The following is a 15790-nucleotide window of genomic DNA, read 5'->3' as shown; positions in this document are numbered from 1 at the left end:
CTTCGGGGTGGGCGCTGGCGCATGTCCGTGCGCCCCACGGCTCGCTCGCGGCCGCCTGTCGGAGGCGCGTGACAGGATGACCGGGTGAGCAAGCAGGACGGCTCGGGACGCCGGGTGAGCGCGGATCCGGTCGATGACCCGGCCGCGCACATCATGCACGTCGACATGGACGCCTTCTTCGCGTCCGTCGAACTGCTCGAGCGACCGGAGCTCGTCGGCAAGCCGGTGATCGTCGGTCACGCTTCGCAGCGATCCGTGGTCACGGCGGCGACCTACGAGGCGCGCCGGTACGGCGTCAATTCGGCCATGCCGATGGCGGAGGCTCTCCGCCGATGCCCGCAGGCCGTGGTGCTCGAGCCCCACTTCGAGCGCTACGCGCACTACTCGAAGATCGTCATGCGCATCCTCGAGTCGGTCACGCCAGAGGTCGAGCCGCTGAGCGTCGACGAGGCTTTTCTCGATGTCGCCGGAGCACGTCGACTGATGGGCAGCTCGTGGCAGATCGGCACTCTGCTGCGCGAGCGCGTGCACTCCGAGACAGGGCTGCACTGCTCGGCGGGGGCGGCGGCCACCAAGTTCGTCGCGAAGCTCGCATCCGGGTATGCCAAGCCCGACGGCCTGCTCGTGATCCCCGAGGCCCAGACGCTCGACTTCCTGCACCCGCTGCCCGTGTCCGCGCTCTGGGGGGTGGGCGGCAAGACCGAGGAGTCGCTCCTCCGGCTCGGCCTGCGCACGATCGGCGACCTCGCGCACGCCCCTGTCGACATGCTGCGGCGCGCCATCGGCGACGCGGGCGCCACACGCCTGCACGATCTCGCCTGGGGTCGCGATCCGCGCACGATCTCACCCGGCCGCGAGGAGAAGTCGATCGGGCACGAGACGACCTTCGAGACCGACCGCACCGATCCCGAGGAACTCAATCGCGTGCTCCTCGCGCTCTCGGACGCCGTCGGCCGACGCCTGCGCACGGCGGGCGTCACCGCCCGCACCGTGGCCCTCAGGCTCCGCTACTCCGACTTCACGACGATCACCCGCTCGCGCACGCTGCCAGACCCCACCCACCTCGGTCGGCGCATCTACGAGGAGGTTCGCGCTCTCTACGCGCAGGCGAACCCGCAGGCGCGCCCCGTGCGCCTCATCGGCGTGCGCGCCGAACAGCTCACCGGCGAGGTCGCGAACCTCGGCCTCTGGGACGACGACGAGTCGTGGCGCGAGGCGGAGCAGGCCGTCGACGCGGTGGCCGAGCGCTTCGGGGTCGGCATCGTGCGGCCCGCCTCGCTGCTGAAGCCGGCCGTGCGCCGCCGGTTCGGCCACGGCGACTGACCCGCGCCCCGGGCGGCGTCAGCTGAAGGTCGCGGCGAGCTCGAGGCCGCCGTTCGGCGAACCGATGCCGACGCGCGCGCCGGAGAGCCCCACCGGCAGAACGGATGCGAGATCGAGCTCCTGGCTCGTCGCCTCGGCGATCCTCGGCCCCAGTGCCGCGAGGGCGGCGGCGGCGAAGAAGCTGCGCGAGCGGATGTCGAAGCCCTCCAGCCGCAGCCGCGAACCGTCGACGACCCGCAGGACGCCTGAGAGACTCACTCGCGCACCGAGCGCAGCCATGGTGACCTGAGCCTCGCCCTCGAAGCCGACGGCATCCTCGCCCGCGTCTGCGAACGTGAGCACCACATCGTCAAGACTCCACTCCGGCCCGGCGATGTCGCGCACGAAGCCGTCGACAAGAAGCGGGACCGCGTCGCCCGCGACGCTCAGTCTGGCGTGCCCGCGGGGGCCGTCCGCGGCGGGGGAGTCGAGATCATCGCGCAGCTCCAGCACGTCGTCATCGCGCCGCACCCAGCGGATCGGCACCTGGGTGATGTCGGCGTCGAGCACGATGGGCGTGTCGACAACGAGCACGGGCGCCCCCTGCACGCGGATGCGCTGCGCGAGCCCACGCCCGACCGTCACAGCGGGCCGCGCGTCCTGCTCTGGGACGCCCTCGGACCCGTCTCCGAGATCCGCGTCGTCATGTGCGGGCACACGGGCGACGTGGGCACCCGTCGCCTCGACAGCGAGCTCGATGATGTCGAAACCCGAGACGACGGCCGTGACCGCGGCATCCGCGATCCGCTCGATCCGCACCCCGTTCGCGCCATCGCGCAGCGTCGTGATGACACGCCGCGCGAGTTCGTCGCCATCGGCGGGAGGAACCCCGATTCCGAGCGGGAATCCGGGGCGAGGAGCGGCGGTCATGCGGCCACCATATCCACGCGGGCTGAGGAAGGCCGGGACGCATGTCGGGCGGCTCGGCTACCATCTGATCAAGTGAGTGAGCAGGCTGCGACCGCGTCCCAGGGACCAGTGTTCCGCGCGACCGCCGCCGCCGAGCATCTGCCGCCGAGCTTCCCCGAGCGCGCCGCCTGGGGTACCGCCGGCAAGCTGCGCGCGTGGCAGGAGGAGGCGCTCAACCTCTATTTCGATCCGAGCGTGAACCCCGCGGCCCGGCGCGACTTCCTCGTCGCGGCCACCCCCGGCGCCGGCAAGACGACCTTCGCACTGCGTCTCGCGTCGGAGCTGCTGCAGCGCCGCGCCATCGACCGTGTGACGGTCGTCGCACCCACCGAACACCTCAAGGTGCAGTGGGCCGACGCCGCACACCGCGCGGGCATCCGGCTCGACCCGTACTTCAGCAACAGGCACACACGGGAATCGCGTCAGTTCCACGGCGTCGCCGTGACCTACGCGCAGGTCGCCGTGCGTGCGAGTCTGCACCGCGAACTCACGATGTCGGCGCGCACCCTGGTGATCCTCGACGAGGTGCACCACGGCGGCGACACCCTCAGCTGGGGCGATGCCATCCGCGAAGCCTTCGAAGGCGCAGAGCGGCGGCTGTCGCTCACGGGAACCCCGTTCCGCTCCGACACCGCTCCGATCCCCTTCGTCCGATACGTGCGCGACGAGCGCGGCGTGCGGATGTCGCAGACCGACTACGCGTACGGCTACGGCGACGCCCTGCGCGACGGCGTCGTCCGCCCCGTCGTGTTCCTCAACTACGCCGGCTCCATGCGGTGGCGCACGCGATCCGGAGAGGAGATGGAGGCGGCCCTCGGCCAGGACGACACCAAGGACGTCACCTCCCAGGCGTGGCGCGCCGCGCTCGATCCAGGCGGCGACTGGATGTCCGCCGTGCTCTCCGCAGCCGACCGTCGCCTGCGCGAAGTGCGCCAGCACATCCCGGATGCCGGTGGCCTCGTGATCGCGACCGACCACGTCACGGCGCGCGCCTACGCGAAGATCCTCACCGACCTCACCGGAACGCCGCCCACCGTCGTCCTCTCCGACGATGCGGGGGCCGGCGAGAAGATCACCACGTTCTCCGAAGGCACGCAGCGCTGGATGGTGGCGGTGCGCATGGTGTCGGAGGGCGTCGACGTGCCCCGGCTGTGCGTGGGCGTGTACGCCACGAGCTCCTCGACCCCCCTGTTCTTCGCTCAGGCGATCGGCCGCTTCGTGCGTGCACGCCGACGCGGCGAGATCGCCACGATCTTCCTCCCGAGCGTGCCCGTGCTGCAGCGCCTCGGCGCCGAGATGGAGCGCGAACGCGACCATGCGCTCGACCGCGACCCCTCCGCCGACGACGACCTGCTCGACGACTCCCTCATCGACGACGCCAACCGCGCCGAGAAGGGCTCGGATGCGCTCGAGGAGGAGTTCGAGTGGAAGGCGCTCGGATCCTTCGCGACCTTCGAGAAGGCTCTCTACAACGGCGAGGAGTACGGCTCGCTCGCGACGCCCGGCAGCCCCGAGGAGTGGGACTTCATCGGCATCCCCGGGCTCCTCGATCCGGAGCAGGTCTCCGACCTCCTCAAGCACCGCCAGCAGAAGCAGGCGCGACGCGGCGAGGAGCGTCAGGAGCGCGGCGAAGTCGAGACGCAGCCCCAGCCGCTGCACCGCACACTCGCCGAGCAGCGACGCCTGCTCAACAGCCTCGTGAGCATCCACTCGCGCGGCACCGGGCAGACCCACGCCCAGGTGCACGCCGAGGTGCGGCGCATCTGCGGGGGGCCCGAGGTATCGCGCTGCACGGTCGCTCAGCTGCAGGCCCGCATCGACCTCCTGCGTCGCAAACTGGGCGGCCGCTGAGCCCTCCCGCCACGTCGATCGCGTGACGTTCGCCGCGCCGACAGCGGGTAGCGTTGGATGCATGTCCGACACCCTCGAGTCGCTCCGTGCGGAGTACGACGCCCTTCGCTCCCGTGGCCTCTCCCTCGACCTCACCCGCGGCAAGCCGTCCGGGGCGCAGCTCGATCTCGCGAACGCGATGCTCGACATCGATCTGAGCGACGACCACCTCGACTCGGCGGGCACAGACCTGCGCAACTACGGCGGTCCCGACGGACTGCGCGAGCTGCGTGAGATCTTCGGCGAGCTCCTGCAGATCCCCGCCGACCAGCTCCTGGCGCTCGGCAACGCGAGCCTGCAGACGATGCACGACACGATCGTCCACGCGCTCCTGCACGGCGTTCCCGGCGGCTCGCGCCCGTGGCGCGACGAGGACATCGCGTTCCTGTGCCCCGCGCCCGGATACGACCGCCACTTCGCGATGACCGAGCACCTCGGAATCCGGATGATCCCGGTTCCCTACCTCGAGAATGGCCAGGTCGACCTCGACGTCGTCGCCACCCACCTGCAGGACCCGGCCGTGCGCGGCATGTGGATCGTGCCCATGTACGGCAACCCCACCGGCGCGACCGTCGACGAGGAGACGGCCCGCGCGCTCGTCTCACTTCCCGCAGCCGCGAGCGACTTCCGCATCTTCTGGGACAACGCGTACGCCGTGCACCACCTCACCGAGGAGGAGCCGACGCCGCTCGACATCCTGGGTCTCGCCGCCGAGGCGGGCAACCCTGACCGCGTTTTCGTGTACGCGTCGACCTCGAAGATCACCCACGCCGGCGCCGGTGTCGCGTTCTTCGGATCGTCGCCCGCGAACATCGCCTGGTACCGCTCGCACGCGGGCTTCCAGACCATCGGACCCGACAAGCTCGCCCAGCAGCGCCACCTGCGCTTCTTCGGCGATGCGGACGGTGTGCGCACGCACATGCGCAAGCACCGCGACCTCCTCGCCCCCAAGTTCGCGCTCGTCGAGCGGATCCTGAGCGAGCGCCTCACCGGCCACGGCACGTGGACGCGTCCGACGGGCGGATACTTCGTGACGCTCTCGGCCTCTGCAGGAACCGCATCGCGCGCCGTCCAGCTCGCCAAGGAAGCCGGCATCGCGGTGACGCCCGCCGGTGCAGCGTTCCCGTACGGCGATGACCCCGCCGACAGCGTCATCCGCATCGCGCCGTCCATGCCGCCCGAGGCCGACCTCGAGCAGGCGCTCGAGGCGCTCGCGCTGTGCGTTCTGCTGGCCGAAGCGGAGCTCGCGAACTCCTGACCTGCCGCCTGAACGGCGTTCGGGTGCCTGAACGCCGTTCAGCGGAAGTCGCGGGAGCGGTGCTCCACGCCCGCTCGGAGCGGCTCGATCGCATCCGCGAGCACATTGATGACGCCCTCGGGTGAGCGCTCGAGGATGCCGCGCACGATCACGGCGGGTTCGTCACGCGCCACCCGGCGGTGCCTGGCCCAGAAACCTGCGCCGCAGATGACGTTCACGAGCCCCGTCTCATCCTCCACGTTCATGAACGTGATCCCGGAGGCGGTCGCCGGACGCTGCCGGTGCGTCACGAGCCCCGCCACCTCGATGCGGCGGCCGCTCTCGGCCTCGCGCAGCGCAGAAGCGGGCAGCACCCCTCGTGCGGCGAGCCGCGCGCGCAGGTGCCGCACCGGATGGTCATCGGGGGAGATGCCCGTCGCCCACAGATCGCCCGCGAGCGTCTCGAACGCCGTCGGGTCGGCGAACAGCGGCGGCTGCACGGCCACGACCGTGCCCGCGAGGTACTCCGCGCGATCCTGGGCTGCGGCCCCCGCACGCCACAGCGCTTCGCGATTGCGCATCCCGAAAGGCTCGAACGCGCCCGCCGTCGCGAGCGCCTCGAGCTGCGCAGTCGTGAGCCCCACCCGGCGCACGAGATCCTCCATGTCGCGGAACGCACCGCCCTGCCGTCGCTCGGCGACGATCCGGCTGGCGAGCTTCGCGCCGATGCCCCGCACCCCGGCGAGCCCGAGGCGCACGGCGACGCCGCCATCCCGGCGGTGCTCGCGAGTGCGATCGGGTGCCGACGGATCGAACTCCTCCACGGGAGGGTGGATGCGCTCGGCGCAGGTCGGAAGCCCCGTGGGGGCGACGGGGGTCTCGGGGGAGAGCGGTTCGAGGCCGGCGTCGACATCCGAACGCAGGATGTCTGGGCGACGCACCTCGACACCGTGCCGACGCGCATCCGCGGTGAGCGTCGCGGGGGAGTAGAAGCCCATCGGCTGCGCCCGCAGCAGCCCCGCCAGGAACGCAGCCGGGTAGTGCAGCTTGATCCACGAGCTCGCGTAGACGAGCAGGGCGAAGCTCAGACTGTGGCTCTCGGCGAAGCCGAAGTTCGCGAACGCCTGGATCTTCGCGTAGATCTCATCGGCTGCGGCACCCGTGAGACCGTTGCTCGCCATCCCCTCGTAGAGCTTCCGCCGCAGCGACTCGATGCGCTCGAGCCCGCGCTTGGACCCCATCGCGCGCCGCAGCAGGTCGGCATCCTCACCCGTGCACTCGCCGACCGCCATCGCCATCTGCATGAGCTGCTCCTGGAACACCGGCACCCCGAGCGTGCGCTCGAGAGCCGGGATGAGCTTCGGATGCGCGTACTCGATCGGCTCCGTGCCGAGCTTGCGGCGCACGAAGGGGTGCACGGCGCCGCCCTGGATGGGGCCAGGACGCACGAGGGCGATCTGCACGACGAGGTCGTAGAAGCGCCGCGGCTGCAGGCGCGGCAGCAGCCCCATCTGGGCGCGCGACTCCACCTGGAAGACGCCGATCGAATCCGCGCGGCACAGCATGTCGTAGACCGCCGCCTCCTCCTTGGGAAGCGACTGCAGCGTCCACTCCTCGCCCGTCGAGAGCCGGATGAGGTCGAAGCTGTGCTGCAGCGCCGCGAGGATCCCGAGGCCCAGAAGATCGAACTTCACGAGCCCCATCCAGGCGGCGTCGTCCTTATCCCACTGGATGACGGTGCGGTTCTGCATGCGCGCGTGCTCGATCGGCACCACCTCGCCCACCGGACGATCGGTGAGCACCATGCCGCCCGAATGGATGCCGAGGTGCCGCGGAGCCTTCAGCAGCTCCCTCGCCAGGCCCACCACCGGCGCGGGGATGTCGGAGTCGACCGTCGCACCGGCTTCCAGGTTCCACGCGTGCGCGTCGACCTGCTTCGACCACGCGTCCTGCTGCCCGGGGCTGAAGCCGAGGGCCTTCGCGACATCCCGGATGGCGTTCTTGGGGCGGTACTGGATGACGTTCGCGACCTGCGCGGCGTTGCGACGGCCGTAGGTGTCGAAGACCCACTGGATGACCTCCTCGCGGCGATCGGAGTCGAAGTCGACGTCGATGTCGGGCTCCTCGTCGCGCAGCGCCGAGAGGAACCGCTCGAACGGCAGCCGGTACCCGATCGCATCCACCGCGGTGATGCCCAGCAGATAGCAGACAGCCGAGTTGGCGGCAGATCCGCGCCCCTGGCAGAGGATCCCACGGCTGCGGGCGAAGGCCACGATGTCGTGGACGATGAGGAAGTAGCCGGGGAAGTCCTTCTTCTCGATGACGGCGAGCTCCGCCTCGATGCGGGCGCGGTCCTCGTCGGCGAGATCCGGATAGCGCTCGGGCACCGCCGCCCACACGAGCTCGCGCAGATACGACATCGGCGTGTGCCCCTCGGGCACCTGCTGCTTCGGCAGCGCGGGCTTCGCCCGACGCAGCGGGAAGGCGAGCTCCGCAGCGAGAGCGACCCCGTGCTCGACGGCCCCCGGGTACCGCGCGAAGCGTGCGCGCATCTCACGGCCGCTGCGCAGGTGGGCGCCCCCGGAGGCGGGAAGCCATCCGTCGAGCTCGTCGAGGCTGCGATGCGCGCGCACCGCCGCCACGGCGGCGGCGATGTGCCGGCGATCCGGGGTGGCGTAGTGCACGTTGCCGGTCGCGAGCACGGGGAGCCCGCGGGAGGCGGCGAGAGCCGCGAGAGCATCGTTGCGATCGGAGTCGAGCGGGTCGCCCTGATCGATGAGCTCGACATGCACGGCGTCGTGCCCGAACCGGGCGACGAGCTCATCGAGCGCACGCCCCGCTGCGTCGATGCCGTCGCGTGCGAGCGCACGGCGCACAGCGCCCTTGCGGCACCCGGTGAGGATCGCCCAGTGCCCGCCCGCGTGCGCCGCGAGATCGTCGAGGTCGTACACGGGGCGCCCCTTCTCGCCGCCGCGCAGATTCGCCTCGGTGAGCGCCGACGCGAGCCGGTGGTACCCCTCCTGACCGCGCGCCAGCACCACGAGGTGCTCGCCCTCCGGATCCGGTTCGCCGTTCTGCGGGCCGCTCAGTCCGAGCGAGAGCTCCGCCCCGAAGACGGTCGCGACGCTCGAGTTCTCGGCAGCCTCCGCGAACCGCACGATGCCCGCGAGGGTGTCGTGGTCGACGATCGCGAGGGCGCTGAGCCCCAGGCGCTCGGCCTCCTCGAGCAGTTCCTCGGGCGAGGAGGCGCCGTCGAGGAAGCTGAAGCTCGAATGCGCGTGCAGCTCGGCCGCGGGAAGCGCGTCAGGGTCGCGGACCATGCCGGGTGGGGGTGCGTACGGGCCGCGCTTACGGGAGAACGCGGGGCCGTCGCCGCCGTCGCGCGCCTCCGGGGGGACCCCGCTCAGCGTGCGTTCGAACTGCGCCCAGGGCATGGGCGGGTTGCTCCAGCCCATCAGTCGTACCGCCCTTCCGCCCACCAGCCCTCGGCATCCAGCACGAGCAGCCAGGCGCATCCGGTGCTGTCGACCGCCTGCATGCGGTGCACGGTGCGCGCGGAAGCCGGATCCCACCAGCGCTCCTCGAGCGGCCACGGCCCCGCCCACGCCGTGAGCTCGCGGCGGGTACCCGTCTGCGAGACGAGCACCGCAGGTGAGGCGCTCACGGATCCGCGATCATCCACCGCGACAGCGCGACCATCGACGTCCTCCACACGCAGCGGACGCGGCATCGCGAAGACGGTCGTGGGCGGCGGATCGGGGAGGGCACCCGGCCACGGCTGCGTGCGCTCGCGCACGGCAGGCGCCCGGTCGCCCCACGGCACGAGCGTCTGCCGATCCGCGGGGCGGCGGCCGCCCGTCACGCGGGGGACCAGCACGCCCCGATGCCCCACCATGCCCTGCACGCGCGACAGCACCGAGTGCACGCGATCATCGGGGCCCGTGCCCCAGAGCCCCGCCTCGTGCGTGTGCACGGGGTCGACGGCATCCGGGGTCACGCGCACGCGCACGACCCCCGAGCGCAGCGCATCCGCGGCCTGCAGCTGCCATCGCACGCGATCGACGACCTCGGCCGCGGTGAACGACCGCGGATGCAGCCACACGCGCTCCTCATGCTCGCCGCGGTCCCCGTGCAGCTCGACGCGCAGCGCCGTGCACACGAGCCGCTCGGCGAGCAGCTCCTGCACGAAGTCGTCGCACGCGGCGCGCACGCCGAAGGCGACCTCGTCGACGCGCTGGGCGGCAGGTTCGAAGTCGACGAGCGCCTCGATGTCGCGCGGAGGGATGCGCGGGGTCGCGGGCCGCGGATCGACCCCGCGGGCGAGCGCATGCACGCGCGCCCCCGAAGGCCCGAAGCGGGCGATGACGTGCGACGGCTCGAGCGCGGCGAACTCGGCGAGCGTGCGGATGCCGAGCCGGGGGAGCAGGGTGGCGAGCTCCGGCTCGCCGAGTGCCGCCACGGGAAGATCGCCGAGGAAGGCTGCGGTGGATGCGGTCGGCACGATGCGCACCCGATCCTGGGGGCGCGCGGAGGGGGCTGTGCGGCGCGGGGGAGCGAGGGCAGCGAGCTCGGCGGCGAAGAGCCCGGCCGCCACGCCCACCTGGATGCCCTCCGCGCCGTGCTGCTCGGCGATGCCGAGCGCCGTATGGGCCGCCGCAGCCTCGCTGCCGTAATAGCGTGCCGGGCCGCGCGCCCGGATGGCCGCCGTTCCGGGCCGCACGAGATGCCATCCGGGCAGCGCCTCATCCAGCGCCGCGAGCACAGGTTCGAAGGCGCGCACCGCGACGGACGGGTCGTCGCGGAGAATGTGGAGCCCGGGGCAGCGCCCCTGCGCCTCGCGCTGACGCATGCCCTCGCGCACCCCCTCGGCGCGGGCGGCGGCGGTGCATCCGACCACCCTCCCCTTCCCGATGAGCGCGACGGGCGCGTGCTCGTCGCACCGCGCCGCTCGCGCCTGCGCGCGCACAGCCCAGTCGGGGGCGTGCACGACGAGCAGTCGGGGAGCGGAGGAGTTCACCCCTCCATCTTCGAACAGATGTTCGAAGGAATCAATCTGAGATCAGTCGACGATCTCGATCTCGACGTCGACCTCGTCGCCGTACTCGATACCCTCCGCCCGGCGCACGCGCGCATTGAGGGCGAGCACATAGACGCCAGAGTCAGGGAAGATCGACGTCGACCAGTGCGTGGCCCCGATGCCGGCGGCGACCTTCACCGCGCCGAAGCCCGCTCGCGGACGCGCATCCGCCCATTCCCGGATCTCCGCCGAGAACTCGGCGGGCACGTCGACGAAGTACCAGTCGTCACGGCGCACCTTCCATGGGCGCACCTCGGCTCGGAACTCGAAACGCACGGCGTCAGCCTACGCGCGGGCCCCGCCATCCGGCTGGACGCCGCCTTCCGCCCCCTCACCTCCGCCCCCTCACCTTCGAGAGGATGGGGCGGCGGGGCGCACGGGGCCACGGGCGGACGGGGCGAGCGTCAGGCGCTCGCGCGGGGGCCATGCAGGAAGGAGGCTGCATCTGCTCCGATGCGCGGCACGACGGGGGCGACGCTGCCTTCGGCATCCGGCAGCCACAGCCGCCGTGCACGCTGACGCCCCTGCCAGGCGGGGGAGCTCGACGCGACCGTCACCTGGCGAGCGCTCAGGTGCCCGAAGCCCGACCCGAGGCCCGCCCAGTCGCTCTCGGTGATCGACAGGCGCGCCTGCACACGGGGCCAGGCCCCCATCGCGATGAGCACGGATTCACGCTGACGCAGTCGCGACGAGAGCCGTGTCGCCATCGCCTCGCCGACGCGCGTGCGCGCCGGCGGCTGCACGATCACCACGCCGACCGCATCGATGAGCGCCGAGACCACAGCGAACCACTGCTCACCCGGGTGCGGCACGAGAACGAGGCGATCCAGATCGAGCCCCGCGGTGGCTGCAGCCTCGACGCCCAGGTCGGGGAGACCGACGATGGCGCACCACGACCCCGTCGCGCTGGGTTCGCGCGCAAGTTCGAGGGCAAGCGCCGTCGACCCGTCGATCGCATAGCTGCCCCCTGCGAGGAGAGCACCTCGTGGCAGCAGAGAGGACAGAGCATCGGAGGTGGGCAGCGTGCGATCGTCAAGGCGCGTACGCTCCATCCCGCGGATGCGGTCGCGCAGCTCGTCGATCCGCTCCGTGTGCTTCTGCACCGCACTCTCGAACATGCATTCGAGTGTACGTCGATCTGCCGACAGCGCGCCTAGACGATCTCCGTCACCCTGGCGATCCAGCTGAGCACGACGAAGCCGAGCACGTTGAGCACGACGGTGACCCAGAACATCCGCTGGAAGCTCACTTTGAGCGTCTTGTGCCGGAACACCTGCTGGGCGAGGATCGCACCCGGCCAGCCGCCGATGAGTCCGAGGGCGAGCAGCGACCCCTCTTCGACGCGCCAGGCCTGCAGCCGGGCGGCCCGTTTGTCGACCGCGTAGGCGATGAATGCCACCAGGCTCGCCCCGCCGTAGAGCACGAACACCCAGAGGGGGACCGGGGCGAGCTGGCTCGAGATGAGCACGATGCACCCGAACGCGAGGATCGAGAGATACCCGAAAGGGCTCGAACGCGGGGGAGGCACGGCGCGGCGCACCCGCGCGGGCACAGGAGCTCGCCGTTGCAGCCGCGCCGAGGCGGCCCGCGGGCGCCCATCGGGAGAGAGCTGCAGCACGTAATCGATCTCGTCACCGACGGCGGGGCGCTCGGAGCCCTCGGGGAACGCCGACACGTGCACGAAGATGTCCGTGCCGCCGAGCGTGGGGGCGATGAACCCGAAGCCGCGTCCATCATTCCAAGCCGTCAGCACGCCTGTCATGCGCACGGGACCGGGTTTCATGGTGAACGCGATGCTAAGCCGGAATCGCCCCCCACGCGCCGCGACGCGCAGAGATGACGAGTCATCTTTCTGGGTGAGGACGATGGATGCGTCGATCGCGATTCGCTGCGATGCCGATCCGCACTGCCCAGAGCCGGAGAACGACGAAGGCCCCGGATCGATGATCCGGGGCCTTCAGACTCGTGCGCGAAGGGGGACTTGAACCCCCACGTCCCGAAGGACACTAGCACCTCAAGCTAGCGCGTCTACCATTCCGCCACCCGCGCGAGTCAGCTGCTGTTTCGCGGTTTTCACCGCTCCGAGCGCCGAGAAAGACATTACCACGCTTCATGGAGTGCAAATGCACACGCACGCACCCTCATCCCCGTCCGGCACCCCGCGGGTACGGTGGTCGCATGGAGAAACCCCTGGAAGACACGGCGAGAATCGCACGCGATCTGATTCGCTTCGACACCACGAACTGGGGTCAGGGGCGCTCCAAGGGGGAGTCGGAGGCCGCTCAGTACGTCGAGGCGGAGCTCGCGAGCATGGGCGTCTCCTCCCGCCTCATCGACGCGGCCCCGGGGCGCACGAGCGTCTTCGCCCGCATCCCCGGCGCCGATTCCTCACGGGCCGCGCTCGTGGTGCACGGCCACCTCGACGTGGTGCCGGCCGACCCCGCCAACTGGAGCGTCGACCCGTTCGCGGGCGAGATCCGCGACGGGATGCTGTGGGGCCGCGGCGCCGTCGACATGAAGGACATGGACGCCATGATCCTCACGAGCCTCGGCGACATCCTGCGCTCGGGCCGCCAGCCCGCACGCGATCTCGTGATCGCGTTCTTCGCCGACGAGGAGAACGGGGGAGAGTTCGGCTCCCGATTCGCCGTCGAGAACCACCCGGAGCTCTTCGCGGGCGCCACGGAGGCGATCAGCGAGGTGGGTGGCTACTCGATCGATCTCGGAGGCCAGCGCGCCTACCTGCTGCAGACCGGCGAGAAGGCGCTCGTCTGGATCAAGCTCATCGCTCGCGGCGTCGCAGCTCATGGCTCGCGCCTCATCCACGACAACGCCGTCACCAAGCTCGCCGAGGCGATCGTGCGCATCGGACGTCACGAGTGGCCGATCTCCTACGGGCCGACGACGCACGCGATGCTCGACGGCCTCCGTCGGGTTCTCGACGCCGACCCCGATTCGGATCCCGTGGAGCTCATCGAGAGCACGGGTCTCGCCGCGGGATTCCTGCGTTCCACCCTGCGCACCACCTCGAACCCCACCGTCCTGGAGGCCGGGTACAAGCACAACGTCATCCCCGACCGCGCCGAGGCGCTCATCGACGTGCGCCCGTTCGCGGGCCGCGAGGAGGAGACGATCGCGATCCTGCGTGAGCTCGCCGGCCCTGACATCGAGATCGAGGTGCTCGTGAACGAGGTGGGGCTGGAGCAGCCCTTCTCGGGTGCGCTCGTCGAGACGATGGTCTCGACCCTCCAGCGCCACGACCCGGAGGCCGAGGTTCTGCCGTATCTGCTCTCCGGCGGCACCGACAACAAGGCGCTCAGTGCGCTGGGGATCACCGGCTACGGCTTCGCTCCGCTCAAGCTCGGTCCCGGACTCGACTTCCCGGCGATGTTCCACGGCGTCGATGAGCGTGTTCCGCTCGACGCGCTCGCCTTCGGACGCGCGGTGCTCACCGACTTCCTGCTCGAGGCGTAGCGGGTTCACCCGCGCGGCGGAGTCGTCGCGCCCACGCGGGTGACAGAATCGTTGCTCGTGGACTTCCTCGAAGCGATCATCCTGGGCATCCTCCAGGGCCTCACCGAGTTCCTGCCGATCTCGTCGAGCGCGCACCTGCGCATCTTCGGCGACCTCGCGCAGTGGGGGGACCCGGGTGCGACCTTCACGGCGATCACGCAGCTCGGCACGGAGACGGCCGTCCTCATCTACTTCTGGAAGGACATCACCCGCATCATCGGGCGGTGGTTCCGCTCATTCCGTTCGCCGAGCGGATCGCACGCGGCGAGCGTTCCGAAGAACGACCCGGATGTGCGTCTCGGCTGGCTGATCATCATCGGCACCGTTCCGATCGTCCTCGCGGGGTTCTTCCTGCAGGATCTGATCCGCGACGCGCTTCGCTCGCTCTGGATCACGGCATTCGTGCTCATCGGCTTCGGTCTGCTGCTGTGGGCCGCCGACGCCTTCGGACGCCGCGTCAAGGGGCTCACCGACATGGGGTACCGCGACGGCATCCTGATCGGCTTCGCCCAGATGCTCGCGCTCGTGCCGGGTGTGAGCCGCTCCGGCGCATCCATCAGCGCGGGCCTCGCTCTCGGCTACACCCGCACCGCAGCTGCGCGCTTCGCGTTCCTGCTCGCGGTGCCCGCCGTCTTCGGAAGCGGCTTCTACGAGCTGGCGACGTCGCTGCGGGAGCCCGGCACGAACGCATACGGCGTCGCCGAGACCGCTGTAGCCACCGTGGTGGCCTTCGCCGTCGGCTACGCGGTGATCGCGTTCCTCATGCGCTACCTCGAGAAGCGCTCGTTCCTGCCGTTCGTGATCTACCGGATCCTGCTCGGAACCGCGCTCATCGTGCTGCTGAGCATGGGCGTGCTGCAGCCGCTTTCGAGCTGAGGCCGTCTGCTCAGGGCGCGGGCGGGGTGTCGTCGTCGCGCTTGCGGAGGTACTTCTCGAACTCCTCGGCGATCGCATCCCCCGAGGCCTCGGGGGAGTCGACGGTGTCGCGCGCCTGCTCGAGCTGCTCGATGTAGGCCGACATGTCGTCGTCGTCGCCCGCGAGCGCATCGATGCCGCGCTCCCACGCGACCGCGTCATCGTCGAGGGTTCCACGTTCGACCTCGACGGAGATGAAGTCCTCGAGTCGTTCGAGAAGCGCGAGAGTGGCCTTCGGCGAGGGGGCGTTGTGCACGTAATGGGGCACGGATGCCCAGATCGAGATCGTGGGGATGCCGGCTGTCTCGGCGGCATCCGCGAGCACCGAGATGATGCCGACGGGTCCTTCGTAGGTCGACCGCTCGAGGTCGAACTCCTCGCGCACCTCCGCGTTCTCGCTGGAGGCGTAGACGGAGATCGGACGCGTGTGGGGGACGTCGGCGAGCATCGCACCGAGGAACACGATGCGCTCGATGCCGCACACCGAGACGGCGTCGAGCACCTCCTCGGCGAACGTCTTCCATCCGCGCGACGGCTCCGTGCCGAGCAGGACGTGCACGCCTTCGCTGCGATCCGGGGTGCCCGAGAGCACGACACTCGGCCAGGTGATCACGCGATCGCCGTTGTCATCGAAGGCGATGAGCGGCCGATTGAACTGGAAGTCGAAGTAGTCTTCGGGCTCGAGTTCGACGAACGGGACGAGCCCCAGCTGATCGCGCAGACGCCTCACCGCCGAGGATGCAGCCTCTCCGGCGTCGTTCCAGCCCTCGAAGGCGACGACGAGCGTCGAGCCTCCGAGACCCCATTCCTCACCGCGGTCAGTCACCGAACCACCTTCCCGCCCGTTCGGGCGTCTCTAAGAGGATAGGTCCGCGCCCGTAGACTTG

General features: G+C 70.7%; 12 protein-coding genes and 1 tRNA gene. 5 read left to right on the top strand and 8 right to left on the bottom strand.

Features of this window, described 5'->3' with window-relative positions:
* Positions 1 to 84 precede the first annotated feature (84 nt).
* Positions 85 to 1323, top strand: coding sequence for a DNA polymerase IV (gene dinB, locus HCR12_RS06655; protein ID WP_166864253.1), 1239 nt, complete (start codon positions 85 to 87; stop codon positions 1321 to 1323).
* Between the two features lie 18 nt (positions 1324 to 1341).
* On the opposite strand, the gene HCR12_RS06650 is transcribed toward dinB, so the two are convergent.
* Positions 1342 to 2232 carry a hypothetical protein gene (locus tag HCR12_RS06650; protein ID WP_224763705.1) on the bottom strand — a complete coding sequence of 297 codons (891 nt, stop codon included), beginning with the start codon at positions 2230 to 2232 and terminating at the stop codon, positions 1342 to 1344.
* 72 nt (positions 2233 to 2304) lie between these two features.
* Between HCR12_RS06650 and HCR12_RS06645 the strand changes: the two genes are divergently transcribed.
* Together HCR12_RS06645 and HCR12_RS06640 are read left to right on the top strand one after the other, a co-directional pair.
* Positions 2305 to 4122, top strand: a complete 1818-nt coding sequence (locus HCR12_RS06645) for a DEAD/DEAH box helicase (protein WP_370589340.1) — start codon at positions 2305 to 2307, stop codon at positions 4120 to 4122.
* Positions 4123 to 4183: 61 nt separating this feature from the next.
* Complete coding sequence (locus HCR12_RS06640; RefSeq protein WP_166864244.1) at positions 4184 to 5419, top strand: aspartate aminotransferase type Ic; 1236 nt, start codon at positions 4184 to 4186, stop codon at positions 5417 to 5419.
* 38 nt (positions 5420 to 5457) lie between these two features.
* Here the strand turns inward: HCR12_RS06640 and HCR12_RS06635 are convergent, their stop codons facing one another.
* From HCR12_RS06635 to HCR12_RS06610, 6 genes are all read right to left on the bottom strand, one after another.
* On the bottom strand, positions 5458 to 8853 hold the full coding sequence (locus HCR12_RS06635; protein WP_166864241.1) for an error-prone DNA polymerase: 3396 nt from the start codon (positions 8851 to 8853) through the stop codon (positions 5458 to 5460).
* Positions 8853 to 10415 (bottom strand): DNA polymerase Y family protein, encoded by a 1563-nt coding sequence (locus tag HCR12_RS06630; RefSeq protein WP_166864238.1) that lies wholly within the window; start codon positions 10413 to 10415, stop codon positions 8853 to 8855. Before HCR12_RS06630 ends, HCR12_RS06635 begins: the two co-directional genes overlap by 1 nt.
* A 42-nt stretch (positions 10416 to 10457) precedes the next feature.
* Positions 10458 to 10751 (bottom strand): DUF1905 domain-containing protein, encoded by a 294-nt coding sequence (locus tag HCR12_RS06625; RefSeq protein WP_166864234.1) that lies wholly within the window; start codon positions 10749 to 10751, stop codon positions 10458 to 10460.
* A 128-nt stretch (positions 10752 to 10879) separates the two neighbouring features.
* Complete coding sequence (locus HCR12_RS06620; RefSeq protein ID WP_166864231.1) at positions 10880 to 11593, bottom strand: hypothetical protein; 714 nt, start codon at positions 11591 to 11593, stop codon at positions 10880 to 10882.
* 35 nt (positions 11594 to 11628) lie between these two features.
* A complete protein-coding gene (locus HCR12_RS06615; protein WP_166864228.1) occupies positions 11629 to 12258 on the bottom strand; it encodes a DUF1294 domain-containing protein in 630 nt (209 codons plus the stop codon).
* A 183-nt stretch (positions 12259 to 12441) separates the two neighbouring features.
* Positions 12442 to 12524, bottom strand: a tRNA-Leu gene (locus tag HCR12_RS06610).
* Between the two features lie 129 nt (positions 12525 to 12653).
* On the opposite strand from HCR12_RS06610, the gene HCR12_RS06605 reads away from it, so the two are divergent.
* Together HCR12_RS06605 and HCR12_RS06600 are read left to right on the top strand one after the other, a co-directional pair.
* Positions 12654 to 13949, top strand: a complete 1296-nt coding sequence (locus HCR12_RS06605; protein ID WP_166864225.1) for a M20/M25/M40 family metallo-hydrolase — start codon at positions 12654 to 12656, stop codon at positions 13947 to 13949.
* 57 nt (positions 13950 to 14006) lie between these two features.
* Entirely contained in the window at positions 14007 to 14864 is an 858-nt protein-coding gene (locus HCR12_RS06600) for an undecaprenyl-diphosphate phosphatase (RefSeq protein WP_166864222.1), read from the top strand.
* Between the two features lie 10 nt (positions 14865 to 14874).
* Here HCR12_RS06600 and HCR12_RS06595 read toward each other — a convergent pair whose 3' ends face one another.
* Positions 14875 to 15729, bottom strand: a complete 855-nt coding sequence (locus tag HCR12_RS06595) for a PAC2 family protein (protein WP_166864219.1) — start codon at positions 15727 to 15729, stop codon at positions 14875 to 14877.
* Between the last annotated feature and the right edge of the window lie 61 nt (positions 15730 to 15790).

The sequence above is a fragment of the Salinibacterium sp. ZJ70 genome, from assembly GCF_011751865.2.
GTDB lineage: Bacteria > Actinomycetota > Actinomycetes > Actinomycetales > Microbacteriaceae > Homoserinibacter.
This window is presented reverse-complemented; position numbering and strand designations above follow the sequence as displayed.